The organism is Parasaccharibacter sp. TMW 2.1888 (assembly GCF_023167265.1).
In the GTDB taxonomy this organism is placed as follows: domain Bacteria; phylum Pseudomonadota; class Alphaproteobacteria; order Acetobacterales; family Acetobacteraceae; genus Bombella; species Bombella apis.
In genome coordinates this window covers 1,936,961-1,962,244 of the sequence record NZ_CP030979.1, presented here as the reverse complement: position 1 = coordinate 1,962,244, position 25,284 = coordinate 1,936,961, and the positions used below count along the sequence as shown (strand labels likewise).

Annotated in this window: 22 protein-coding genes; 12 read left to right on the top strand and 10 right to left on the bottom strand. The window is 47.9% G+C overall.

The window, feature by feature from the left end:
* Window positions 1-57 precede the first annotated feature (57 nt).
* On the bottom strand, window positions 58-714 hold the full coding sequence (gene nfsB / locus DTQ13_RS08955) for an oxygen-insensitive NAD(P)H nitroreductase (protein ID WP_192848184.1): 657 nt from the start codon (window positions 712-714) through the stop codon (window positions 58-60).
* Window positions 715-1,073: 359 nt separating this feature from the next.
* Between nfsB and bfr the strand changes: the two genes are divergently transcribed.
* Window positions 1,074-1,568 carry a bacterioferritin gene (gene bfr, locus DTQ13_RS08950; protein WP_081563135.1) on the top strand — a complete coding sequence of 165 codons (495 nt, stop codon included), beginning with the start codon at window positions 1,074-1,076 and terminating at the stop codon, window positions 1,566-1,568.
* A gap of 37 nt (window positions 1,569-1,605) precedes the next feature.
* Here the strand turns inward: bfr and DTQ13_RS09255 are convergent, their stop codons facing one another.
* Complete coding sequence (locus tag DTQ13_RS09255; RefSeq protein ID WP_227431460.1) at window positions 1,606-1,869, bottom strand: (2Fe-2S)-binding protein; 264 nt, start codon at window positions 1,867-1,869, stop codon at window positions 1,606-1,608.
* Here DTQ13_RS09255 and DTQ13_RS08945 point away from each other — a divergent pair.
* From DTQ13_RS08945 to gpmA, 3 genes are all read left to right on the top strand, one after another.
* Window positions 1,817-2,269 (top strand): hypothetical protein, encoded by a 453-nt coding sequence (locus DTQ13_RS08945; protein WP_248460621.1) that lies wholly within the window; start codon window positions 1,817-1,819, stop codon window positions 2,267-2,269. The two genes, DTQ13_RS09255 and DTQ13_RS08945, sit on opposite strands and share 53 nt — an antisense overlap.
* Before the next feature lie 51 nt (window positions 2,270-2,320).
* Window positions 2,321-3,616 (top strand): MFS transporter, encoded by a 1,296-nt coding sequence (locus DTQ13_RS08940; RefSeq protein ID WP_081563132.1) that lies wholly within the window; start codon window positions 2,321-2,323, stop codon window positions 3,614-3,616.
* Window positions 3,617-3,806: 190 nt separating this feature from the next.
* The gene (gene gpmA / locus DTQ13_RS08935; RefSeq protein WP_081563131.1) at window positions 3,807-4,559 is read left to right on the top strand and encodes a 2,3-diphosphoglycerate-dependent phosphoglycerate mutase; all 753 of its coding nucleotides are present in this window, start codon (window positions 3,807-3,809) and stop codon (window positions 4,557-4,559) included.
* A 70-nt stretch (window positions 4,560-4,629) separates the two neighbouring features.
* Here the strand turns inward: gpmA and DTQ13_RS08930 are convergent, their stop codons facing one another.
* The gene (locus tag DTQ13_RS08930) at window positions 4,630-5,931 is read right to left on the bottom strand and encodes an LTA synthase family protein (RefSeq protein ID WP_248460620.1); all 1,302 of its coding nucleotides are present in this window, start codon (window positions 5,929-5,931) and stop codon (window positions 4,630-4,632) included.
* A gap of 387 nt (window positions 5,932-6,318) precedes the next feature.
* Here DTQ13_RS08930 and DTQ13_RS08925 point away from each other — a divergent pair, with 387 nt between their 5' ends.
* The 4 genes from DTQ13_RS08925 (at window position 6,319) to DTQ13_RS08910 (ending at window position 11,239) form a co-directional block, all read left to right on the top strand.
* Window positions 6,319-7,443, top strand: a complete 1,125-nt coding sequence (locus DTQ13_RS08925; RefSeq protein WP_248460619.1) for a hypothetical protein — start codon at window positions 6,319-6,321, stop codon at window positions 7,441-7,443.
* Window positions 7,436-8,800, top strand: a complete 1,365-nt coding sequence (locus tag DTQ13_RS08920) for a capsule biosynthesis protein (RefSeq protein ID WP_408863027.1) — start codon at window positions 7,436-7,438, stop codon at window positions 8,798-8,800. The genes DTQ13_RS08925 and DTQ13_RS08920 overlap by 8 nt, the downstream gene beginning before the upstream one ends.
* Window position 8,801: 1 nt before the next feature.
* Complete coding sequence (locus DTQ13_RS08915) at window positions 8,802-10,031, top strand: glycosyltransferase family 1 protein (RefSeq protein WP_248460618.1); 1,230 nt, start codon at window positions 8,802-8,804, stop codon at window positions 10,029-10,031.
* A 248-nt stretch (window positions 10,032-10,279) separates the two neighbouring features.
* Entirely contained in the window at window positions 10,280-11,239 is a 960-nt protein-coding gene (locus tag DTQ13_RS08910; RefSeq protein ID WP_248460617.1) for a glycosyltransferase family 1 protein, read from the top strand.
* On the opposite strand, the gene DTQ13_RS08905 is transcribed toward DTQ13_RS08910, so the two are convergent.
* The 6 genes from DTQ13_RS08905 to DTQ13_RS08880 are packed head-to-tail and all read right to left on the bottom strand — an operon-like array spanning window position 11,215 to window position 18,121.
* The gene (locus tag DTQ13_RS08905; RefSeq protein ID WP_248460616.1) at window positions 11,215-12,510 is read right to left on the bottom strand and encodes a glycosyltransferase family 1 protein; all 1,296 of its coding nucleotides are present in this window, start codon (window positions 12,508-12,510) and stop codon (window positions 11,215-11,217) included. The genes DTQ13_RS08910 and DTQ13_RS08905 overlap by 25 nt on opposite strands.
* A gap of 15 nt (window positions 12,511-12,525) precedes the next feature.
* Window positions 12,526-14,133 carry a glycosyltransferase family 32 protein gene (locus tag DTQ13_RS08900; RefSeq protein WP_248460615.1) on the bottom strand — a complete coding sequence of 536 codons (1,608 nt, stop codon included), beginning with the start codon at window positions 14,131-14,133 and terminating at the stop codon, window positions 12,526-12,528.
* A 1-nt stretch (window position 14,134) separates the two neighbouring features.
* Window positions 14,135-15,349: a glycosyltransferase family 32 protein gene (locus DTQ13_RS08895; RefSeq protein WP_248460614.1), complete on the bottom strand. Its 1,215-nt coding sequence runs from the start codon at window positions 15,347-15,349 to the stop codon at window positions 14,135-14,137.
* Between the two features lie 22 nt (window positions 15,350-15,371).
* The gene (locus DTQ13_RS08890; protein WP_284438450.1) at window positions 15,372-16,040 is read right to left on the bottom strand and encodes an ABC transporter ATP-binding protein; all 669 of its coding nucleotides are present in this window, start codon (window positions 16,038-16,040) and stop codon (window positions 15,372-15,374) included.
* 1 nt (window position 16,041) lies between these two features.
* The gene (locus DTQ13_RS08885; protein ID WP_248460613.1) at window positions 16,042-16,866 is read right to left on the bottom strand and encodes an ABC transporter permease; all 825 of its coding nucleotides are present in this window, start codon (window positions 16,864-16,866) and stop codon (window positions 16,042-16,044) included.
* Between the two features lie 7 nt (window positions 16,867-16,873).
* A complete protein-coding gene (locus DTQ13_RS08880; protein WP_192848173.1) occupies window positions 16,874-18,121 on the bottom strand; it encodes a capsule biosynthesis protein in 1,248 nt (415 codons plus the stop codon).
* Window positions 18,122-18,419: 298 nt separating this feature from the next.
* On the opposite strand from DTQ13_RS08880, the gene DTQ13_RS08875 reads away from it, so the two are divergent.
* Both DTQ13_RS08875 and DTQ13_RS08870 read left to right on the top strand, forming a co-directional pair.
* A complete protein-coding gene (locus DTQ13_RS08875; protein ID WP_248460612.1) occupies window positions 18,420-19,592 on the top strand; it encodes a polysaccharide biosynthesis/export family protein in 1,173 nt (390 codons plus the stop codon).
* 153 nt (window positions 19,593-19,745) lie between these two features.
* Window positions 19,746-20,414 (top strand): sterol desaturase family protein, encoded by a 669-nt coding sequence (locus DTQ13_RS08870; protein WP_248460611.1) that lies wholly within the window; start codon window positions 19,746-19,748, stop codon window positions 20,412-20,414.
* 107 nt (window positions 20,415-20,521) lie between these two features.
* On the opposite strand, the gene DTQ13_RS09230 is transcribed toward DTQ13_RS08870, so the two are convergent.
* Window positions 20,522-20,656: a hypothetical protein gene (locus tag DTQ13_RS09230; protein WP_256462231.1), complete on the bottom strand. Its 135-nt coding sequence runs from the start codon at window positions 20,654-20,656 to the stop codon at window positions 20,522-20,524.
* Between DTQ13_RS09230 and DTQ13_RS08865 the strand changes: the two genes are divergently transcribed.
* Both DTQ13_RS08865 and DTQ13_RS08860 read left to right on the top strand, forming a co-directional pair.
* Window positions 20,644-23,001, top strand: a complete 2,358-nt coding sequence (locus DTQ13_RS08865; protein ID WP_248460568.1) for a glycoside hydrolase family 66 protein — start codon at window positions 20,644-20,646, stop codon at window positions 22,999-23,001. The two genes, DTQ13_RS09230 and DTQ13_RS08865, sit on opposite strands and share 13 nt — an antisense overlap.
* Window positions 23,001-25,277: a hypothetical protein gene (locus tag DTQ13_RS08860; RefSeq protein ID WP_248460610.1), complete on the top strand. Its 2,277-nt coding sequence runs from the start codon at window positions 23,001-23,003 to the stop codon at window positions 25,275-25,277. Before DTQ13_RS08865 ends, DTQ13_RS08860 begins: the two co-directional genes overlap by 1 nt.
* The last annotated feature ends 7 nt before the right edge of the window (window positions 25,278-25,284 follow it).

Here is a 25,284-nt window from a genome sequence, read left to right as displayed (position 1 = left end):
TACATGCCTGTAGACCCCACCGGAAGATCGTAATCCCCCGGTGAAGCCTTGTGTTGCTCAGGCCTTCGAAAAGATGCTCTCAGGTGCCAGGCGGGATTTCGGGCATGTCGCATTGGCATCTTTGTCAGAATGATAGCCAAGCGCAACAATGACCAGAGGTGTCAGCCCTTTTTCTTTCAGGCCGAATTCTTCTGAAATGACATCCGGCAGGAAGCCCTCAATTGGTGTTGCATCAACACCCAACAGCCCCGCGGAAAGCAGCAGAAAGCCCTGTGCCAGATAAACCTGTTTCTGGTTCCAGTGGGCGACATCGCCAGCATCCAGATGCTGCTGGACATACCCGGCACGGGCTGTATCCAAACGCTCACGGGCCGCAGCATCAGCGTAGCGTCCGTCCTGCTCTTCTTTGTCGAGCACTGTCTCAAGATAAGATTCCGGCAGCTCATTGCGGGCGCAGAGAACCACTACATGAGAGGCCTGCGTGATCTTGGGCCGATTATAAAACAGGGACCCGGAAGCTGGTGTTGCCTTGGCCAGACGCTGCTTGCCTGCATCATCATCGGCAATGATGAAATGCCAAGGCTGGGCATTGACCGAAGACGGGCTGTACCGCAGGGCTGCCAGCAGCTGCTGCACTGTCTCCTCCGGGATACGGCGAGCCGCATCGTAGGCCTTGGTCGTGTACCGTGTTTTCAGAACGTGGAGAAGATCCATGACATCCATCCTTCAGTTATGTGGGAATATGTTCCATTTATATCAAACAATAAGGATTTAGCAAACGATTCCATCCTGTTCCCAGTATCAAGATGGGGGGTGTGGGCATCAGGAGCAATGAAAAGAAAAACTTATGGGATAAACAGGATTTTTAAATATATATCGAAATGACAAGAAAAACCATGAAATACTCACCGTGCGATTTTGATAATCTTTCTTATAAAGTCTCTTTGATAATGATTATCAAGTACGAATACACCGTAATTTAATTTTTATATTGCAATCCGTAAAGTTGAAGACTATACCGACCTTCGTTGGAGATAATCCTACAGTTCATACTTCATGCGATGGAGAGAAAAATGGCCGCAAAAGACCCGAAAGTAATTGAATATCTCAATGCTCAGCTTGCCAATGAGCTGACAGCCATCAACCAGTACTTCCTTCATTCCCGCACCCTGAACCATTGGGGCGTCACCAAGCTGGGCAAGAAGGAATATGAAGAGTCCATTGAAGAAATGCGTCATGCCGACTGGCTGATCGAGCGCATCCTCTTCCTGGGTGGACTGCCGAACCTGCAGCATCTGAACCCGCTGCACATTGGCGAGAATGTCAAAGAGATCCTGGAATGTGATCTGAAGGTCGAGGCTCTGGCTCTGGAGAAAATCCGCGAGGGCATCGCCTATTGCGAAAGCGTCCGTGACTTCGTGTCCCGCGACCTGCTCTTCCGCATCCTCGCTGACGAAGAAGCCCATGAAGACTTCATCGACACCCAGCTGGACCTCATCAAGCAGATCGGCCTGGAACGCTACATTACGCTGAACTCTGAAAGCGCCGACCAGAATAGCGGCCACTGATCACTGTCAGAAGCCAGACTGATGAAAGAAGCCTCTCTTAAAGGGAGGCTTCTTTTTTTTGTATCGGGTCATCACCATTGGCTATCTGTGCAGCCATCCCCTGCTCTATTGCCATAGTTGTCGGGCAGGGACAGGTTTTCCGCTTTGCTTCTTTCAGAAGGCAGGCGACTCCCTTTACACAGTTGCCGCATTTCACCTGACACTTACGGGCAGAGTAAACCTCGGAGACTTTCACAACTCCGGCCTGAATGGCCGCCTGCACGTCCCTGTCAGACAATCCGTTGCATGAGCATATAATCATCTGGAGCCCGCCTTCCATTCTGCTGCACTCCTGTGACGCTAATGATAATGACATTCTTTCGCAACTTAATTCTCTCCTTTCTTTTTCGAAGGATTTTCAGAATGATAGCGAAATGGGTATGAAAAAATTCAGGTTTCACCGAAAACAGAAAGTGATTCATGACACGACCATGGAATATCTCTACCATTCGCCAGATATCCCGGGCGATAAGGGAGAACTGGTCGCTGAATATACAAAATTGAAAAAAAATCATCTTTATGATATCAGAAGCGTACTTCTGCGTCTGGACAGGCATACTGAATTCCTATTTCAGGGCTCCAATAAAACGCTTCCTGTACGGACGCTAATTCAAGGGCCTGAGCACTCTCGTAAGGCCAGTCAATCATCTATTGAGGAATGAAGCGCCACGGACTGGCTTTTTTCATCCCTCCCCAACCAATGGAGAGATTTCATGGCAGGCACGCCAGACAAGAAACCACACTTTGTTGAAAAAATAGGCATACCGGCCGCCCTGTTCTGGGCCTTTGTCGGACAGCTTCTCTTCATGGTCGGCGATGGTGTCGAGGCGGGATACCTGGATACGTTCATGCTGCACACCGGCCACCCCCAGAGTTTCGTCAACGAGCTTTTCACTTTTTACGGCATCACCGTGATGATTGCCGCCTGGTTTGCCGGGCCACTATCCGATCTCATGGGACCTAAAAAGGTCATGTGGAGCGGTCTGGTCCTATGGGCTGTCCTGGAGGTCTGCTTCCTTGTTTTTGGGCTTACCCCCAACAACAGTACATGGATATTGACGTTCTATGCTCTCCGCGGGTTTGCCTACCCGCTGTTCGCCTATGGTTTCCTGGTCTGGATTGCTGCAGCGACACCAACATCCATGCTTGGAGCGGCAGCCGGCTGGTTCTGGTTCTCTTTCTCTGCCGGCCTGCCTACTCTCGGCTCCCAGTTTGCCCGTTTTGCGATTCCTGCCATCGGTGAAATCAACACCTTCTGGTGCTCTCTGGGGCTGGTTGTTCTCGGCGGACTGATCGCCCTGCTTTTCACAAGGGAGCCAACCGGCAATCGCCGTCTTCTACCTGCCGATGTTCCTGCCCGACAGATCTTTCTGGGCTCCATCAGCATCATCTGGCGTGAGCCCAAAACTCTCATTGCCGGTATTGTCCGCACGGTTGATACATCATCGGAATATGCCTTTCTGGCCATCATGCCCGGCTTTTTTGTCGATCATCTGGGGTTCACGCTCGGGCAGTGGCTCAACCTGCTGTCACTCATCTTTTTGAGCAACATCATCGTCAATCTGATTTCAGGCATGGTGGCGGACAAAATGGGCTACCGCTTCGTCGTGGCTGTTTTTGGAGGTATCGGTGGCTTCATCACCATTCCCCTCTTCTATTATGTTCCCCTCTGGTATCCGGGCAATTTCGCAGCGGCTGCGGTTGTGGGCATACTTTATGGAGCCTCCATCGCTGCCTTCGTTCCTCTCTCCGGTCTTATGCCCCAGATCTGCCCACGGGAGAAAGCCGCTGCGCTGTCCATACTCGGGCTGGGCGCTGGAGCGTCGACATGGGTAGGGCCTGCCATTGTTTCCCTCTGCGAAATGATTTTCGGCGTCGGCATGGCCTACGTCATCTGGACATTTGCCATCATCTATCTGCTGACCGCCGGTCTGACCATGACACTGACCGTTTCATCAGAGGCTCGCCGTTTTACCGAAGAGCAGGAAAAGAAGCAGGGAACCCCCTGATCATCCCTTCCATGCCCGATCAGAACAAAGGCCATCCCCTGCGGGTGGCCTTTTTCTCTCCGTCCCTGTCATGCCTCATAACGGCTATGCTCTGACAGACGGCATGAAGTGAGGCTGAGCCCTTGCAGTTCAGGCTGTAGTGGCGCAATCTCCCAGTGTTGCTAAAACCTTATACATTAAGGAGATCATCATGGCCGTAACAAAGCTTGTTCTGGTTCGTCACGGGGAAAGCCAGTGGAACCAGGAAAACCGCTTCACTGGCTGGTATGACGTCGACCTGTCAGAGAAAGGGCGCAGCGAAGCCAAAGCTGCCGGCCAGTTGCTGCACAAGGAAGGCTATTCCTTCGATTACGCTTATACCTCCGTGTTGAAGCGTGCCATCCATACACTCTGGAACATTCTGGACGGTGTGGATCAGGCATGGCTGCCCGTTGAGAAGAACTGGCGTCTGAATGAACGTCATTATGGTGCTCTCCAGGGCCTCAACAAGGCTGAAACAGCCAAGAAATATGGCGATGAGCAGGTCAAGCAGTGGCGCCGTGGTTTTGCTGTCACGCCGCCTGCTCTGGAGCGTTCCGATGAGCGTTTCCCCGGTCATGATCCGCGTTATGCCCATCTGAGTGCTGATGAGCTGCCCGTCACGGAAAGTCTGGCCCTGACCATTGAGCGTGTGATTCCCTACTGGGAGAAGACCATCCTGCCGCGCATCAAGAAGGGCGAGAAGGTCATCATCGCTGCTCACGGCAATTCCCTTCGTGCTCTGGTGAAATATCTGGACAACATGACGGAAGATGAAATCCTGAACCTGAACATTCCTACAGGTGTGCCGCTGGTTTATGAGTTCGATGAGAACTTCAAGCCGGTCAAGCACTACTATCTGGGTGATGCCGAGGAAATTGCTGCCAAGGCAGCAGCTGTCGCCAACCAGGGGAAAGCCAAGTAATCCTCTCTGGCATATGAAAAGAAGAAGGGCGCCTCTTCATCAGGCGCCCTTTTTTTTATAGCGTATCTTTTCAGGAGCTGACGTGATGAAGAATGCTCCGATGGAGCTCGGCAGGTGTTACATCTACAGGCTCAGATGATACGCGACTTCCCTCTGGCCCATTGGGCCGCAGTATGACATAGGGTGTCCCCCTCTCCAGTCCTTCAACAGCAGGCAATGCTTCCAGCGCCGGACGATGGTCCCCAAAGAATACCAGCATGATGTCCCGCCCGCTCCCTTTGATCTCTGCAAGCAGTTCCCGCAACATGGCATCACCATTCTGCACGTGCTGATGCCACGCTTCTGCACCACTCGATTGCTCCAACCGCCCTTTCTTCCAAGGACCATGATTTTCGATTGTCACACAGTAGGCCAGAAAATGATCGTTTTTCTGGAGATATGTCAGCAGCCGTGCTGTTAGCGCAGCATCACCTACATACGGGCCAACCCTGTCCTGCTCGGAAAAACATTCCCGCCCGATGACGTCATTGAACCCCCATAAGGGCAGCAGACGATTCCGACCATAAAAACGCAGATCATAGGGATGCAGGAAAAGAGCCGTTTCATAAAAATGTTTCAGACGATTCGGCAGGGCATGGGACGGAGACTGATCCGCTGTCAGGAATGGATCAAACCGGCGATATGAGAGCATCTCCTCATCATCGCCACACAGAACCCCATATTCACTACGCATCGTATAGGCACCTAATCCGCTAGGCAGGAGCCTTCCCCATTGTACCGCTTCCTGCCGACATCGGACGAGCTCTGGCAGAGGCGACCACTCATTCTTCAGCTCCGCAGGATCGGCAAATGATTCACACTGGATGACGATGACAGACTCTGGTGCGGCAGCCGTCCGCAACAAGGCAGGCCTGACGGGTAGCGGTGCCAGCTCATGGCAGCGCCAGGCATAAAGCAGCAGTGTTGGCAGCAGCCCTCCCTCACGCACATCCCGCCACACGTCCGGCCCTGTTTCATCGGAACGACTTCCCCGTGCCAAGAGCCACCAGAGGCATAGTCCCACGGCGACTGCCTCGATACAGCCCATCAGCCGTAACCCGACAGACAGTGATGAAGCCCATGCAAGCAGGTAGAGCACCCCTGCACCACCAGCTACGACAACACACCGCACAGCAGGCGGAATGCCCTGAAGATAAAAACGTGGATGCTTCATGAACGCATCGATCAGGGCAAAGTCCGTGAAAACCAAAGGTTCATTCAACAGGCGCAGCTTCAGGTTGGATGCCGTTACCAGAAGCCCCATCAGGATGGCACTCAGCAGCAGGGAAAGCCAGATGACACCTGTCAGGCAAAGAAAAATACCGGTTGCCATTATGACTGGAAAACAGCGTAAAAGGACCAGGGAGGGCTTTCTTACAATACGGACAGGGTGAACAAAAAGGTCGATACCTTCTCCAATGACAAGGCTCCCTACAATCATCAAACATAATTCTGTAATGTAATGTGACATTGAAGATACTGAAACTCCGAAATAAATGACAGAATACACGGATTCATGAAGTTTTCCCTGGACATTTCAGGGATGGATTGATCAATGAAATGGAAATTTTGCCAATAAACTCCACTTATCGGTCGAATTATTATTCAATCGTGGAAATTAAATTATATTCACCACCCCTCTCTTCCCAAAAAAAAGACTTCCTGATAACAAGCTAGTGTTTCTACCACCTGTCCGGTATGGAAAAGGCCCCATTTCACCATGTCATGCCATGTCCCTGCGTCTGGAGCCAGAGCCATCAGGCCTGTCGTAGCCTGCCATGGAATAGCATGGTGGAAACAGCGCCGCATTCGTTCTTTTCTTGAAGGAAGAGACCCCATCCGGTTTTTCTGGTCGTCCCGTCGGGCTCTGGCCTATGCCCGGAAAAAGAATGCTGGACTGGCTGTTTGGGCAAACCGCATCACACCAGCCCTGCAGGCACAGGCTTATGCCATGCGGGTGCCCCTCTTCTTCGTGGAAGATGGCTTCATCCGGTCCATGGGACTGGGAAGCGGGTTTCTGCCTCCATGCTCCATTATCCTGGACAGCCAGGGCGCTTATGTTGATCCCTCCCACCCCAGTGATCTGGAGGACATGCTGAGGGATATCAAGGTTGCACCGGCCCTCCGTGGAAGAGCCGATACTCTCATGGAGCGCCTCAAAACGCTTCATGTTTCCAAATATGCCGTTACGCCTGATTCATCTCCCGTCAAAATGGAGCCTCCTGAGGGGGGGCCGGTCATTCTGGTTCCGGGGCAGGTTGCTGGAGATCTGTCTGTCGTAAGAGGCGGAGGCAAGATTACGGATAATCTCGCCCTGCTGCGTGAGGTTCGCCGCAGGAATCCTGGAGCATGGATCATCTATCGGCCCCACCCTGATGTGGAGGCCGGCCATCGTTCCGGTCATCTTTCCGAAGCAACCATTCTTGCCTACGCCAACAGCATTGACCGCAGTGGCAGCATGAGCCAGCTCCTTACACATGTTGACGAGGTACACACCCTCACATCCCTGACAGGTTTTGAGGCGCTGATACGTGGCAAAAAGGTTACAACATACGGTGCCCCCTTTTACGCTGGCTGGGGACTGACAACACATCTGGGACCATCACTTCCCCGCCGGGGGCGTCAACTGGATGTAACAGACCTTGCTGCAATCGCCCTTATTCTGTATCCGCTCTATATCAATCCAGAGACAGAACAGCGATGTGACGTGGAGGAGCTGATTGACTGTTTTGGCAAGACTGAGCTCTGGAAGCCAACATACGCCATGAAATTACGGCAGAGGCAGGGCCAGCTACGCCGTTGTTTCACACATTTCATTTCATCATGCCGGGCCCCTCATGCTTGACAATACCCAGACAACATATTCTGGCCACCCTCCCGAAGAGACGGAACACGCCGAATATCCATCCAATTTTTTTGAAGATCCGAGCCTGACAGAGACCAGCACGCTTGTGCCCATGTCGCTCCAGATCCCCCCAAAAACAAAACGCAATTTCCTGCTGCTCCAGGGGCTCATGGGGCCTTTTTTCCAATCCGTTGGCCGTGCCCTGAAAAAACGGGGGCATAATGTGTGGAAAATCAACTTCAATGGAGGGGATGAGCTTTTCTGGCGTCTGGGAGGTGGTATTGCCTTCCGCAGCAATTATGGGACATGGCCCGCCTTTCTGGGGCATATCCTGCAAAAACATCACATCACGGACGTGCTGCTGTTTGGTGACTGCCGGGAACTCCATCGGCAGGCCATCCTCATCTGCCGTGAAATGAATATTGCCGTCCATGTTTTTGAGGAAGGCTATATTCGGCCAGACTGGGTCACCCTGGAACTTGGTGGCGTTAACGGTAATTCCACGCTACCCAAAGACCCTGACTGGTACTATCAGCGTGCCAGCCAGCTGCCTCCTGCCGCCCCACATGAGCCTGTCCCCTCCTCCTTCCCACGTCGTGCACTGGAAGGCGTGGCCTATAATGCGGCCACCATTCTTCTGAAGTGGCGTTTCCCGCATTGGACAGATTATCGCCCCTGGCCGCCCCTAGTGGAAGGCGTTGGGTGGTTGCGACGCCTCTGTCGCCGTAAAAAGGCTCAAAAACGCAGTCACGAACTGACTGAATGGCTGGTTGAAGGGCCCAAGCCTTACATGCTGCTCCCTCTGCAACTGGATGCCGATGCCCAGTTACGCCTGCATTCTTCCTATTCAGGTGTGGCGGAAGTCATCACCGAAGTTCTTGTATCCTTTGCCAAAAATGCCCCACTGGAGATGCGTCTTGTCATCAAAGAGCATCCGCTCGACAATGGTGTGCAGGACTGGAAGAAACTTGTCCAGCGACTTGCTGCTGCGCATGGTGTCAGCAATCGTGTGGATTACATGGAGCTTGGAGATATAGCCAGGCTTGTGCGTCATGCCCGTGGGGTCGTAACCGTTAACAGCACGACTGGTACCCTAGCTCTGGCTCATAACGTCCCTGTCATTACCTTGGGTCACGCCATTTACGACATGCCGGGACTGACTGCGCAATCGACATTGAAAGCTTTCTGGCAGGCACCCCAGCGACCTGACCCACTCATCTTTGCGGCTTTTCGTCGTGTGCTGATTGATCAATGCCTAATCCCTGGAGGTTTCTTCTCTGAAGAAGGTCTTGAAAAGCTGACGTTAAGTACCATTTCCCGTTTGGAAAATTATTCCACATGCAGAAGGGTACAATAAAATGACAGTACCATCAATTTCATTTATTCTTGACATATCACGCTTGCTCTCAAGAGCAGGATCTGCAGTTCCTACGGGGATTGATCGAGTTGAACTCGCTTATGCTGAATACCTTTTAACACATCATCAAGATCAAACCTATTTTGTCGCCCTTTCTTTAACTGGACGCCTTGGAAGACTTCCACGCAGTACTGTTACCACGTTTATCTCAAATTTACTTAATGGATGGAATTTAGGTCACAAAGAGAAAATAGCGGAAGCAAAGAATATTGCAAAAAAACTAAAAATATATTTGTTTTTTCCTAACTCTTTGCCTGATATTAATGGTATAAAATTCTATTTTCTAGTATCTCACCATCATTTAATGCATAAAAAAATAATAAGAAATTTTCTTTCTAAGACAGGATCCTACTTCATACCCATGGTACATGATCTTATTCCTATTGAATATCCAGAGTACTCACGACCTCGCGAAAAAATACGTCACAAGGCCCGTATGGATAGCGTCATAGAACTGGCTCGAGCTGTAATTGTACCAACTGACTCTGTGAGAGAATCATTAAAGCCATTTTTCTCCCAAGCAAACCGCCATGGCATCCCTATTTGGAAAACACCACATGGGGTCCATAAGCAGGCCATCTATCATACTAATCAAGAGTGCAAAAATTATAAATATAAAAAGCCATATTTCGTGTATATCAGTACAATCGAACCGCGTAAAAACCATCTTTTGTTGCTCCATTTGTGGCGTTACCTTGTCCAGCAACGTGGGGAAGAGGCCGTCCCCTATCTTATTCTTATTGGTAAGCGTGGATGGGAAAATGAAAATATTCTAGACCTATTAGAAAGGTCACCAGCTTTGCAGAATCTTGTTATAGAGGAAAGTGGTCTTTCTGACGAATGTGTTGCCTCCTTATTAAGATATTCTAACGGTCTTCTTTTCCCAAGCTTTACAGAGGGTTATGGTTTACCGCTCACAGAAGCTATGAGTCTGGGAGTGCCCAGTATTTGCTCCAACATTCCTGCATTACGTGAGATAGGCCAAAATATTCCATCCTATGTGTCTCCACTTGATGCAACAGAGTGGGAAAAAATAATAGACGACTTTTCACAATACGGCCCTCTATGGCAGGCTCAAAAAGAGCGCCTTAAAAAATGGTCTCCCTTTTCATGGTCTCAGAGCGTAGCTCTCACTCTCTCTCACTGTCTCACACTAACCCAAAACGACTAATAAAAATAATGGATAATTCTTTTCTTTCATCCCACAGAAGCCACTCGACAATATGGTTTGATGGACGCAATATTGGACGTAGAAATGGGACTGGCGTTCAGTATTACGCAATCAATCATAGTAATGTAACTAGAGAACTTGGGTATAGTACAGCGTGGCTATTAGAAAGCGTGGAGGGATATTCTAGCCTATCGATTGTATCTCGCATAATCGCTGCTCTACTTTCCCGTGCTCCTACAATAAGCAATATGTTTCAATCCGTCTGGGGAGATGCTTTCCTAGCAAACGACCTCTATCGTGTAGCACATCTTCATTATCGATATCATAAGCGACTTTTAAGACTAACCCCTCTTTCTCCACCAGACATAATGCACTGGACATATCCACTTCCTCTTTTTATGGAAGGATGTCAAAATGTAGTTACAATTCATGATATAATTCCGCTTACACATCCTTCCTTAACAGGTATCGATCCTACTCGGTTCCGTAGAATTTTATCTTCTTTAATAGAAAGTCCTGTCCATTTTGTCGCCGTTTCAGAAACAGTTCGAAATCAAATAATTAATTTACTTTCTGTGCATCCAGATCGTATAACGACTCTATATCAACCCGTTGAATTTAGTAAACAAGTAAGAAATTCTATATCGAATGCTCCCCGAATTGCTCCAGCTGATTCATTTGTATTTTATGGTCGCATTGAACATCGAAAAAATATTGAAAGATTATTGGAGGCCCATGCTCTTAGTGGAACAAAAACTCCACTTATTTTAATTGGTCCTGATGGAGATGATAGACCGAATTATAAGCCGTATGGTTCAAGTAGCCAAGTAATTCGGTTACCATGGAGCAATCGTTTCTCTCTGTTACGGACTCTTCAAGAGTCTAAAGCCCTTCTTTTTCCAAGCCTTGCAGAAGGATTTGGACTTCCAATTATTGAAGCCATGTCATTAGGTGTTCCAGTTCTTACTAGCCGTGGAGGTGTTACAGAAGAAATTTCCGGTGATGCAGCCATGCTATGCGATGCTACTAATATAGTAGAGATGGCAAATTGCATAAATATACTCGATCAGCTAAGTAAGAACGACAAAAAAAGAATGATTAAGGCAGGATTAGAGAGAGCAAAATTCTTCTCTTCCAACCTGTATAAAAGAAATATTTCTTCTTTTTATGAAAAGATCAAAAGCTATCCTTCTAATACTATACTATAAAATTCCAACAACCTCTTTTTATAATTCTCTTCATCAAAATAAACTGCACGCTCCTTACCCTTATCTTTTAATAAGTTGCAAAGAAAATCATCTTTATCTAATCGTTCGATTCCGGCTTTTATCGCATTAACATCATATGGATCAACCAATAGAGCTGCATCAGAAGCAACTTCTTTCAAAGCTCCAGTATTAGAGGTGAGAACAGCTGTTTTTAAATTAAAGGCTTCCAAAATAGGTAGACCAAAACCTTCAAATATGGAGGGGAATAATACAGCACGTGCATGTTGTATTAAAGACCTTAGTAATTTAACGGGAACATATGGAATATGAATAATCACCCCCATAGCAATTCCCTGCTCAAGAAATCTCAATTCCTCTTCTTCTTTCCACCCATTAGATCCTACCAATACTAAAGGACGATTAGTTTCAGATAATAAGAAGGCTTCTAATAAACGACCGATATTTTTTTTAGGCTCAAGCTGGCCAAAATATATAAAGTACCCCCCATCAGAAATACCAAATAGTTTATTTATTTCTCGCTCTGTCCGTTCATAAGAGATATCAGAAAGAGTAAATGGTGTCGATTGATATGTGTTGAAAATCTTATTTCGAAACTTTGGAAAGAAATCAACAATAGTATCCTTAGAATATTCAGAAACCGTACAGATATAATCAGCCTCATTAGCTAATGAATTCATTAATTTATAATAATAAATCTTATTATCTAAAGTCGTATAAGGCATCTTCATTGGAACTATATCATGAATAGTATAAATATTTTTTGCTCCAATAACCTTAATAGGTAAAGGATACGTCCAATGCACTATATCTTGATTCATTGTATTTTTTATTTTTAAAAAGCATCCAGTTTTCTCAAAAAAACCAGCTGCCATCTGGAAAATAAAAGGAATATTAAAAATACAATCAAACGTAGGCATGTGCTCCTCAAAGGATCGTGCCTCCACGCAATTATTAAATCTAATCAACTCAGCTTTATGCCCCAAAAAATTGAAAGCCGTTTGTCGCCACCACCTAGGAGAATACAGCCGAGGCCTCCTGTATCGCATATCTGCAGCTAATTGGTTAAAAAACATAACTTCCTGTAAATTCTCATTCAACCTCCTAGGGATATTTAGTCCATATAGTACGTTTACCTTAAATCCCATACTACTTAATGTCCTAGAGAGAACGCGACCGTAAGTAGCAACCCCCGTCCCTTTAGGAAGAGCTAAATTGAATCCATCAACTAGTACTCTAGGCGCAATTTTCATAAAACATCCCCTTTTCTAATCTGAAAACCTAAATAGATTCGTCCTAAATTTTAAGAAAGAAAACTTACTATTTTTTTCATGTTTCTCCTCTGGGGCGGCCTTTACCTTTTCAAGAGAGAGTTGAGAAATTCCACCTTGAAAATCCCCGTCAACATACAATACGAACTCAACAAATTCTTTCCTCTTAGATAGAAAAAAATCATACGTCTCGTTAGAACGTTCCACTTCAGTGGGATACCTGGTTTCAAAATTTTCGATTGATTCCTGAGCAAAGGCAGCAGTTACTGCAATCTTTAGATTTTTAAAAACTGTTCCCTCAATGAATTTAATATTAAGTCGATAAAATCCTGCTTCCAAATCAACATGAGGGCCATACAAAATCTTACCAAGATCTTTTTTGGTAACAAGAATAGAATTCTCATCCTTCTTACCTCCATCAGCCAGACGTAGAGTAGGATGTCTAGCATCCCAAACATAATTGGAATTATCTTCAATAACTATACCCGTTACCCCTCCAAAAAAATCTCCAAAAGCACTCATCCTAAATTCAACGGATTTTTTATTAGAATCAAAATTAAAGAAAAAAACTTCTTTATTGTGCTCACTTACAAAGCCATAGTCAAAATCATATTCTCTATATATCGTATTTTCGGTTGCAATATCTAAAAAAATACGTCTATACTTGGTATTCGGCAAGAAGTTAAGAGTTATCTTATAGCTACCCGCAGGCAAATCAACATATGGGCCAAAAAAAACTCTTCCTCGAGCATGGGAAACATAAATCACCCCATTTTCCTTTTTTATTTTTTTATTCCCTATAGGAATAATATGCTGATCACTAGCAAGCCACTCATAATTCTTTTCTCCAAATACTTTTTTTTGCTTCCAAAGAAGGCAGTAACTATTAGCTCCCTTAACACCCAATTCTGATATATTGCCCGCTACGCTCTTGTTTCTCAATGCGACAACCCTTCTATCAGGGCTTACAAAAGTAACATTCTGCACAAACCTTTCAGGCGTTATGTATCTAACTTCTCCAATATATTGATCGTCGATATCCAACATATTAGAATTCTCACTAATAACAGTAGCAAAGCTACGTCCCAAAAGAGGTGAGCCTGTAACATAATGATCATGTGGACCATAATATCTATTACGACAATTATTTACAATTTTTTCAATAAGTACCTTCCACTCCTTGCGTTTAGGTAAAGACCATAAAAGGCTATTTTGCAAACTAGCCCAACATTCCATTCCATCATATGTTTCATAAAAAGCGGCTACACCACACTGTCTCGGAATCTGCCATCTATTTAGCATGTATATAGAAAGATCAAAATATAACCCACCGTAAATATACATTAGACAATATCTAGCCAAATCACTTTTATAGGCATAAGGCGTTAAGGTATCAAAAGCTTTCAAAACATCTTTTGAAAAATGACGTTTAATAAATTCTCTTATTTCATTGCCAGACCACATTTTATATGCGGCTTGAGGATATAATGAACGAGCTACATCAATATGATGCTGAATAGTAGGAGAAAAACTACGGGGCAAGACAAAGTCATCAACAATAAATATTTGATGAAGATATTTTATTTCATGAAACTCATTTGACATTTTAAATTCCTCTCACAAATTTAAAAAAACCACCTAAAAGTCCAGAGGATACCCCCTTTTCTCCTGGAAGGGGAGGAAAAGACCTCTCTTGATTCTCTATTAGAATTTTCTTTATCCCCCCAAAAAAACCATTTGGCGTATAAATTTTAAATTCCACCTTCCGCCACAGTTCCTCGACATCAAACGTATAGGAAAAAACATTGGAGACAAGCTCATCACAGGAAAAAACAATAGAATGGTGATCTATTTCAGAATAATTAGACACTATAGATAACTTTATTTCATCAAAAAAACTTTCCTCCTCAAAGACAATAGAGAATCTATATCTCCCTTTTGGGAGAGAAACGTATGGCCCATACGTCATACCCTCCTTCCTATCTAAGGAAATAATCTGCCCGCTTTCCGTTTTACTCAATCCACCTTTTACAAATATAAGAGGATCATCTGAATTCCATATCATAGGATTTTCAGCATAAACCTGCCGTGTATGCCAAAACTCATTATAATTATTAGAATTTTTGAGACCTATCTCCTTCAAATCTCCACCTGTTTTCTTATTCCGAATCGCTACAACGATACCCTCTCTTGATACGTACGTCATATTAATAATATCAGCCTCCGCAGTAACGCAACGTGTCTGACTTACATACTGACTATCTGCTTCTAAAGTATCCTTCCTAGAAGCCATAACAGACAAAAAGACCTTTCCCAACAAAACCGGACCTGTCGGATACAACGGATTGAAGCCGTAATATTTTTTACGACAGTTTTCCACTATGAGATCAATTGCCAAACGGAATTCTTCCCGTCGAGGCAACGCCCACAAAAGGCCAGTTTGAATTGCCGACCAACTCGGAGAAATAAAAGAAGGCTCCTTAAAGGCCGCAACATCCTTAGAGAAAGGTATATTCCAAGGCTTTAACAACAAGACACCAATATCAACACACAACCCTCCATAAACATACAACAAAGCATATTTAACAAGATCTGCTTTATAAGCATATGGACATAACGTCTCATAGGCCTCAAAGACAGAAGTAGAAAAATTTTTCTTCAAAAATTTTCTAATCGTCCTATCATTCCACAGCCTATATTTTGCCTTCGGATATATCTTTTTGATCGCTCGTCTATTATTTTTCACGAAATCAGGAAGTTTCCCGCTTTCCTTGTCAAGAATTAAAATTTGATGAACAGCTTCTATTTTATGTGCTTTCATTAACGCTCACCTCAGCAAGTTTTCATAAATTGTAATATTTTTCAATTCCCTCGTCAACAGAAGAAGAGAGAAATACCTTCTTGTCATGAATCAGAGCGGCCCTATTGCAGGTATGCTTAATAAAATCAGTATTATGCGAAACAATTAAGAGTGTCCTATCCGCACGTTTTGCAAAAAGCTCATCTTCACACCTTTGCGCAAAACGTGCATCTCCAACCATAATTACTTCATCAATCAAATAACAGTCAAATTCTATCGCCAGAGAAAGCGAAAAAGCCAATCGCGCATGCATACCTGATGAATATGTTTTTACAGGATCATAAAACTGTCTACCTAACTGGGCAAAGCCTTGCACATAATCCAAGGTTTCTTCATAATCTAAATGATAAACACGACAAATAAAACGCAAGTTATCATGCCCAGAAAGACTACCTTGGAAAGCCCCTCCAAAAGCCAACGGCCATGAAACCGTCATCCCATAATGAATTGTTCCACTAGTCGGCTTTTCAATTCCACCAATCATCTTAATTAAAGTAGATTTTCCTGCTCCATTTCGTCCCAATATTCCCAGCCTATCTCCATAATTAACCTCTAAATTTACACGATCTAAGATGAGTCTTCTTTTTTTTCCAACATGATAAGCTTTCGAAAGATCTTGACATATCAACTTACCCATCAACTTCGCCTCCATATTACGATAACTCTATATGAGGTCTAACTCTTAAACAAAGATACAACCCAACCATAAACGTAAGTAAAGACGTATAAGTCATAAAGCATATAGAATAATGTGGAACAACTTTAGAACCAAAAAATCCAGACCTCATCATTTCAATTCCATTGGCTATAGGAGAGGTATATTCAAGAACCCACCTATATTTTGGAGGGATCCAATCAATCATCACAAAAGCCCCAGTCCACGGCAGGGCAAGATATGTCAAAACACTAACCGTTTTCTCCAACAAATCAGAACGTTCAGTCAAATAGGAAAATATAAACGAAATACCATAAGTAAAAAAAACAACAAATCCAAACCCAGAAAGTGTTAAAGCCCAATCCTCTGGGAGTTCCATGTACCCCAATGAAACAGCACCGCAGAGAACAAGGATAGCAGCCATCATGACACCTATCACTTCCAAAGTAATACGTGCAGTAATGATATCTAGAGGAGTTACCAACCTATGATAAAGCAAGCTTGAATTAACAGCATAAGCTTTCGTTGATCTAACAACAGCATGCCGAAAAAGTACCAAAGGAACATATCCCGTAACAACCATAGCAGTCATCCGAAGACCATGCTCATGCGAAGGACGAACAAGTGTCCACATAATTGTCACCCCTCCGCAAAAAAGAATAGGTTCTCCCACCACCCAAAGAAATCCTATATTCTCACGACCATACCTTGTTAACGTTTCTCGCATAATTAACGCATAAATCACACGCAACTGCGTTAAAATGGACTGAGACAATGTCAAATTGACATGTTTTTTAGCGCTTCGTACCTTCTTATTAACCATTTTTCTCTCACTGAAGAGTATGCTCTTTCGCACCTGAGACAAGAAGAGACCCAATAACATAAAAAATCAGCATCGTTATGAAGGTCAACACAATAAACACAGCAGTTCGTGGATAAGCAGCATAATCTGGCAGACTGGGTTGAGCTACAACCGTGACATACAACATTTGACGATCCGCTTGAGCCTTCGCCATTTCCAAGGCCGTCGTCTCTGCTGCCAATTTTTTCTCAATTATCGTTTTTTTGACTGCCAGTTCATCATAACCAAGCAATTTAGGTACCAACGACCCAGAATTCATCTCATGACCAGTTATATGAGCCTGGGCATTTTTCATTTGCGTTTGAATTGATGCAATCCGCTGGGCATATACCTTCCTCAAAGGGCTATGCGGCGCCGTAAGATCCAGTTGTTTTTTTTCGGCTTCCATCATGGAAAGCGTTGCTTCTAAAGAAAGAGCTGTTCCCATCATAGGAACAGCCTGCTTCATTGGATCAATTGTTTCATTGCTATACCGATAAGCCGCCAACTGCATCTCCGTCTCGTGCAGTTCCTTCAAGGTTACGTCAAGCTCCGACTGTACAGCGTGTAAAGTATTATAGCGCTGCCGATCGTTCATCTCATTGACAAGTTTTTCACCAGCATCCAAGAGAGCTTGCGCCACCTTTTGCGAGTCTTCAGCTGAGAACGTGCGAACCTTTAAATGTGAAATCCCAGTCTCCTCATCAATTTGGGCTTTCACATGTGTTAAATAAAAAGAGTAGAAGCTCTCAAAATCATTGCGGGTAACTATAGAAGGAAATTTAGCCAAAAAATCCGCATATGACCGGGAAAAAACAGCCCTTAGATCAACCTTCTGAATCAGCATACGCAGCGCATCACGCGACATCATATAATCTTGAACAGCATACGTGTCCTGCGTACCTCCATGATTAGCCTCCAAAAGACCAACCATTCCACCAAACCCTGAACTATTTAATGATTTTCCACGTACCAAAAAATGTGTTTCTGAAACATACTGGGGGGAGGCAAAAAACCACAAATAAGAAGCAACCAGCAAGGTTGGGAACAAAACAACGACAGAAAACATCCATTGCTTGCGGAACCACCTTGGCACCTTCATGATGAGCCCATTTACCACATACTCACCTAAGTATCGGATTGTTGATTTTGCAGATCCAGATGACAGCTCAATGTTTCTCTCCTGAGAAGAAATCATCCGTCCCTCACTTTCAACCTCTGAAGCCGTATCACCCAATCTCCTGCCCTCCCCAATCATCCGCACAGAACTCATCCCGACGGGAGCCAGCACGCTCTTACCAATGCCAATCTTTACTCGTCAAGCTTCCTACAAAAATACCACTCTTAATATGGTCTTCCCTATATGCCGACGATACATGCTGGGCTTGCATCGTTTATAAAAAATGGATAAGAACGGGGCATCTTTTTAGAATTATCATCATCAGGACGATAAAATGATCCGGTTTTCCTCGTGTAGAAAAGCGTTCGCTCATAACGTAAGAGCATCTGCGTTGCTTTTCAGAGGTACAACTGGTTTGGCAGCTTTGCTTTTGGCCAGCTGCAGCTGGGTTCCACGCTCCAGCCCAACACAAAAACAGGTCCACCAGTATACTAAATCTTCTGCCAATACGACGGCCCTTCATTATAGATTGTTTCCCGTAACACCCGAAATCGCCGACATACTCGCCTCCCAGGTGCGTCCACTAATCTCGACATTAGATAAAAGCAATCTTAGAGTTTCTCTTAATGACCACATCGGCGCAGGAGACATTTTGGGGATTACTATATTCGAACTAGGAAATGGTCTCTTTTCTTCATCCGACAGAAGTGTAAGCGGCACCAGCTCCAATGGTGAGAGTGTAATTGGCGCAGCACCTCGTATTTCATCGCAAAATCTCCCTCCAACTCAAGTGGAAGGAGATGGTACAATAATGGTACCATATGTTGGGAGAATGAATGTTTTGGGGAAAACTCCAAGCCAAGTGGCAATGATTATCCAAAGTCATCTAAAAGACAAATCTCAAGATCCACAGGTTATGGTCCGTATTCAGAATGATATAGGGAATACTGTAATAGTTTCGGGAGAGATATTGCGACCAGGTCGTGTCGTTCTTTCTCTAGCGAATGAACATTTGTCAGATGTGATCGCTATCGCTGGAGGGGCCAAGTACCCACCAAAAGATTCACAGGTGGAATTGGTTCGACAAGGCAAGATTGGCGCAACTGATTTAGCAACTCTTGAGGATCATCCTGAGGAAGATATTAGAGCTGATCCTGGTGACCGCATCCGTGTTATCTATCAACCGCGTACCTTCACTGCTTTTGGAGCTGTTGGACAAACCCAGCAAAGGAACGAAGTACAGTTTGGAACAGCTAATCTAAGCTTAGCGGGAGCCATTGCTCGAATTGGCGGACCAGCCGATAATAGAGCGGATGGAAATGCCGTCTACTTAATCCGCTACGAAGATGCAGAAATTTGTCGTCGTCTCGGGGTACCCATCAAGGAAGGTGAGCACTCAGCTCCAGTCATTTATGAAATTGATATGCTGAACCCTACGCAATATTTCTTGGCTCAGAAAATTCCTATGAAGGATCATGATGCTATTTTGATTGCTGATGCTGCTACGGATGCAATTTACAAGATAGATATGTTGATAGGCACATTCATGGGACAGGCCGCCACTATTGGTCTATATGGTGTTCGTTAAGAATCTGAAATATGGTATTGAAGGTCACTCTGGGTAGTACGCAGGGTTGGATTAGTCTGTTTTCCTATGACGGGATTCTCGCAAAGAGCGTAAGCTTTCGATCCTAAAAGTAGCTAATAATCGTCGATGTTGCCGGTTTGGAGCAGTGTAGTCATGTCAGAATCTTCTTCCAGACTTATTAGAACAGCCGATCCAACACAGCCTTCGATTCCACATCATAAGCTTTCAAAAAAAGCTCCTCCCGTTCGAATTTTTCGTCAGGATTGGATGGAGTCTTTGACATTTATCTCCTTTCGGACCTTCCTGTGTTGTTGTTTTGTATTTGAAAGCATAGTGTTAACTATAACAGTAGAATACAATGTGCACTTTTGGCATACCATACTATATATAGTCTATGGTTTGTTTATCTGGCTTTTGACAGAATATACACTCCATCGTTTTATCTTTCACTTTTCAAGTGAAAGAAAGATGATACAACGTCTTGTTTATATTTTCCATGGCAATCATCACATTCAGCCCAATCACCCTTATCGTACTTTGATGCCTGTCATAGTAACCCTTCCCGTTGGTTTGGTCATTTGGGCCCTTTTTGTCTTTTTATTGAAAATTGGTTTAGGGAGTGCTCTCTTTTTAGGTTTTTATCTTGGTTATATTTTTTATGATTCTGTACATTTTGCAACACATAACTTTCAAATGAAACGTTTTCCTTTTTCTCTTTGGAAAAGACACCATTTACTTCATCATTATCGAACTGAAGAGCATAACTATGCTATTAGCGTACCTTGGCTCGATAAGGTATTTCGTACACACTTTAAGTTGTAGCTTATTTATTTAATAAATTTTACTCTTTTGTTGAGATTCTCATTTATAAAATTTAGACTACACATAGTATCAGTATACCGTCTTTCAAACTTGAGATACTTGCTCCATCAACTTTCTCTTTCAAAGGACAGGACACCGGTGAGCCGACCAACGCCGTGACGGACCGTGACGTGGAGGATGCCGCCTCCATCAGCCTGTCCGGCTGGTATCAGATTGAGGATGAAGACTGATGAAAAAGACACTGACCGCCACGGCCCTGCTGCTGGGCATGGCCGGGTCCGCCCATGCCGGTATCCTGAGCGGCCCCCTCATCAGGAAGGTGATTGATGACCGGGCCTTCTATCAGCCCGGAGACAGGGCCACCATCAGCATCGAGATGACCAACACCACGGGAGCCGATTTCAACGGCAAGCTCAACCTCACAACATGCTCCCGTGGCCATCTGCTGGCCATCGACGCCCACAATGTCAGCATCCCGGACGGGGCCAGCCAGACCAGCAGCTTCACCATCACTGTGCCATCCCTCGTGGCCAACGGTTACCAGCTCTCCATCAATGCCCTCCAGGCTTCCGACAGCGGGTACGCCATGTGCACAGGGACGGGAAGCTCTTCCTCAGACCCGGTCGATGTCGCAAGCGGGGCCATCAACGTGGCCAACCATGCCCAGGATGACCCCATCGAGGGCTTCGTCGATCCGCAGGCCATGCAGTCCGTCACCGATTACGAAGCCGTCGCCCGCAACATGGCGCAGTATCACATCAACATCGTCCAGTTCTATGACTGGGGATCCCGCCATGATGCCCCCTACACCGACGCCGCCTCATGGCGGAACCTCCAGAACGTCACCGTCACCCGTGAGGAAACGGCCGGGCTGGTCGGGGCCTTCCGCCGACATGGCATCTTCTCCCAGCTCTATACCCTCTGGAACGGAGCCTATGCGGACTGGCCTTCCCGGAACCCCAACGTCACCATCGGCATGGGTGCCTTCCGGAACCGGTGCGGCCTGAAAGGCACCTGCACGTCCGCCGACCAGATCAGCATCGGCGGCAACTGGAAAGACTGGGGATGGGCCATCGACGGGATCGTGCAGGAAAACCCGGCCAATGGCCGCTGGCAGAAATGGATCACCAGCCAGTATCTCGCCGCCATGAAGGGCTGGGGCTTTGACGGGGTCCATCTGGACACGCTCGGAGATCCGGGCATGCCCGCCCATGACGCAAAAGGCCGCCTGATCGACGATTTCGGCAGCTACCTCGCCGACTTCGCCAATCAGGTCCAGGCTGCAACGGGCGTCTGCACGGACATCAACCAGGTATCCACATGGAACCTTCAGGACGAGGCCGTGCGGGGCAACAGCTGCAACCTCTATGTCGAGCCTCACCCGGAGTTCGGAGACAATGCCTATTTCCCCTCCTTCAACGGGCTGATGGAGCAGGCGCATGAATGGACCAGCCGTCCCCTCATCGTCGCCTATTACCCCCAGCAGGTCATGAGCGGATCCCTGGAACCGGACAAGGCCCTGAGTGGCGACACCGTGCCTTTCTGCAACCCGGAGGATGACGGTGGCCAGAAGGTCTGCCCGGCCAGCAGTCCCGGCATCGAGCTCCTTCTGGGGCAGGTCGCCGTCTCGGGGGCGTCGGAGCTGATACTGGGGGACATCGACCACCTCATCCCCGGACCCTTCTTCTCCCGCCCTACCCTGAAAATGGGAGCCGACCTCCAGCAGTTCATGGCGGATTACTACAACTGGTTCGTCGCCTTCCGGGACCTGCTGCGGGGCCATTCCGTGGACACGCCGGACATCGTCTTCATCTCGGACAGCTCCGGCCAGAACATCGGGGCATCCGATGGCAATGCCGGGAAAGTCTATTATCACCCGTGGGATAGGGCCGGCGTGGCGGAAGGTGTCTCCCTGACCAATCTGGTCGGGCTGAAGGACAACCGCATCGACGACCCGGATGGAACCCACAGCCCGGTCGAGCAGAAAAACATCCGGATCACCATGCAGCTCTATGGCGGCAGGCCGACCGGGCAGGCATGGTATGCCGCACCGGACTACAATCATGGTTTCCCGCAGCCCCTCTCCTACAGCGTGGGCACGTCCGGCAGTGACGGATTCGGCAACCCCGTCTACACGGCCACGTTCACCATTCCGTCCCTCAAGACCAGCGGCATTGCGTGGGTCGAGGGCAACACCCTGAAAAACCGGACGGACTGGACGCTGGACGGCACGGCCAGTGACCTCATCCGGGGCGGTACCCCCTCATGGTCACCCAACGGCATGGGAGGGCGTGTGGCCGCAACCGTGCATGGCTGCTGTGGCAGGGGCATCTACTGGGATGGCATCGACTTCGGACAGGGCGTCTCATCCCTGGCCGCCGTCACATACAGCCAGCATGGCGGGGTGATGGAGTTCCGTCTCGACAGTCAGGACGGACCCGTGCTGGCCAGGCTGACCGTGCCACAGTCAAAGGGCGGGAATGTCGACAGCAGCCAGACACAGATCATCCAGTCTCCGACAGGTGTGCACCGGGTCTGGGTCGTCTTTCCCGGGCAGGATGTCAGCCTCTACGGATGGAGACCCTGATGTCACAGTCTCCTTCTGGCCCGCAGGTCGGCCTGACATGGTTCAGCTCCTTCAGCGGCGGCGTGATGGCTCCATTGGTCGGATACAGGGCCGACATGGAGAAATGGCATTCCGGTGCCGCCGAGCTGACCAATTTCTTCGTGCATGTGCAGGGCGGCATCTCAAACCGCCCCGGCACACAGTATGTCGGCACGTCAAAGGCCGATGCCTCAGGTCCCCCACCGAAGCTGATCGCCTTCATCTACAACAATACCCAGTCCTATGTGCTGGAGTTTGGCGACCGCTATCTCCGCTTCATCAGCAACGGGGCCTATCTCGCCAATACTGATGGCAGCCCCTACGAACTGGCCACGCCTTACAGCATCGGGGATGCCTTCTGGCTGCGCCATGCACAGTCTGCCGACGTGATGACCCTGACCCATTCCGGCTATCCGGCCATGAACCTCTCCCGCCATGGGGAGCTGGACTGGACGCTGGATGTGATCTCCTACAGTGCCGGGATAGAGGCCCCTTCTGCACTCGTGGCCTCTGCCGTGGAAGGAAATGCTGGCAATACGGGCACGGCAACCAGCGTATCAAAGGTGACGTATGAATATGCCGTCACCTCCGTCTCCAATGAGAGGAACACGGAGAGCAACGCCACGTTGGCGCCGTCCCAGACGGAAATGACCACCCAGACCAAGACCGTCACTGACCCTGTGACTGGCAGGACCAGTACGGTCACGTCGCAGGTACCGGTCGAGGTCGGCAGGTTCGTGACCAACTACAACATCGGCTACTACACGAATTACGGGAACTACAACACGCTCTCATGGCCTGCCGTGACGGGAGCGGACTATTACAACGTCTATCGCCGCTTTGCCGGACAGTGGGGGCTGATCGGCAACACCACGTCTCTCAGCTTTGATGACGTGAACTATGCACCCGATACAGAGAATGGGCCGCCTGCCCACCGCAATCCATTTGATGGCAGCAACAACCCGGTTTCCGTCACCTATTTCCAGCAGAGGCGTGTCTTTGCCGGGTCTCTCGCCTATCCCCAGACCGTCTGGATGAGCCGCTCTGCCAACTACACCAATTTCGACATCCACACGCCGGTCGTCTCCGATGATGCCATAACGGCCACCATCGCCAGCCAGCAGGTCAACACAATCAAGCATCTGGTGCCGATGGCCGACCTTCTGGCCTTCACCGGAACGGGCATCTGGAAGATCTCCGGCGGCCAGACCGGCACGCCCATCACGCCCAGCAACTTCACCGCCATACCGCAGATGTTCGTGGGAAGCTCGGACGTGCAGCCCCTGCCCATCAATACTGACGTGCTGTTCATCGAGAACAAGGGCAGCCATATTCGTGACCTGCAATATGACTGGTACGCACAGATCTATCAGGGCAATGACCTCTCCGTCCTGGCTGACCATCTCTTCTATGGCTACACGATATCAGACTGGTCCTTCGCCCAGTTCCCCTTCAACCTGATCTGGGCCGTGCGGTCTGACGGCACGATGCTCGGCATGACATACCTGAAGGAACAGAACGTCATGGCATGGCACCAGCACAGGACGGAGGGCGGTGCCTTCCAGTCCGTTGCGGTCGTGCCGGAGGAGAATGGCTACGGTGCCATCGAGGATACGCCCTATGTGGTGGTGAAGCGCAGCCTTGCCGGGCGGCAGAGCTACACCATCGAGCGCATCCAGTCCCGCCAGCTGGGAATGGAGAATGACGACATCACCCGCTCATGGTTCGTGGACTGCGGCCTGCGCTATGAGGGGAAGGAAACCGGCACCGTCTCCGGGCTGGGGCATCTGGCAGGGGCAACCGTGTCAGCCTGCATTGACGGGCGGGGCTTCACGGGACTGACGGTGGGGAATGACGGCACCCTCACCCTGCCACGGCCCGGCAGCGTGGTCACGGTCGGGCTGCCCATCCATGCACGGGCCGTCACCCTGCCGCTGGATCTCGGAAATCCTCCACAGTTCGCCCGGCGCAAACGGGTCAGCAAGGTCTATGCCTCGCTCTACAACAGCTCCGGACTGAGCGTCTCCACAGACGGAGGGAAGACATTCCACGGGCTGGACGGTCAGGGTGCCGCCGCCGGTCCGTCAGCACCCAATCCCTACCAGAAGAAAGACACCGGCCCTGCGCTCATCTCCGGCCTGACCATGCGGATACCCACGCCCAACTGGACCCAGAAGGGCAGCTTAATCCTCCAGACCGACCAGCCTCTCCCCGTGACTGTCACCAGCATCAGCGTGGATGTGGAGCTGGGGGGCTGAGATACTC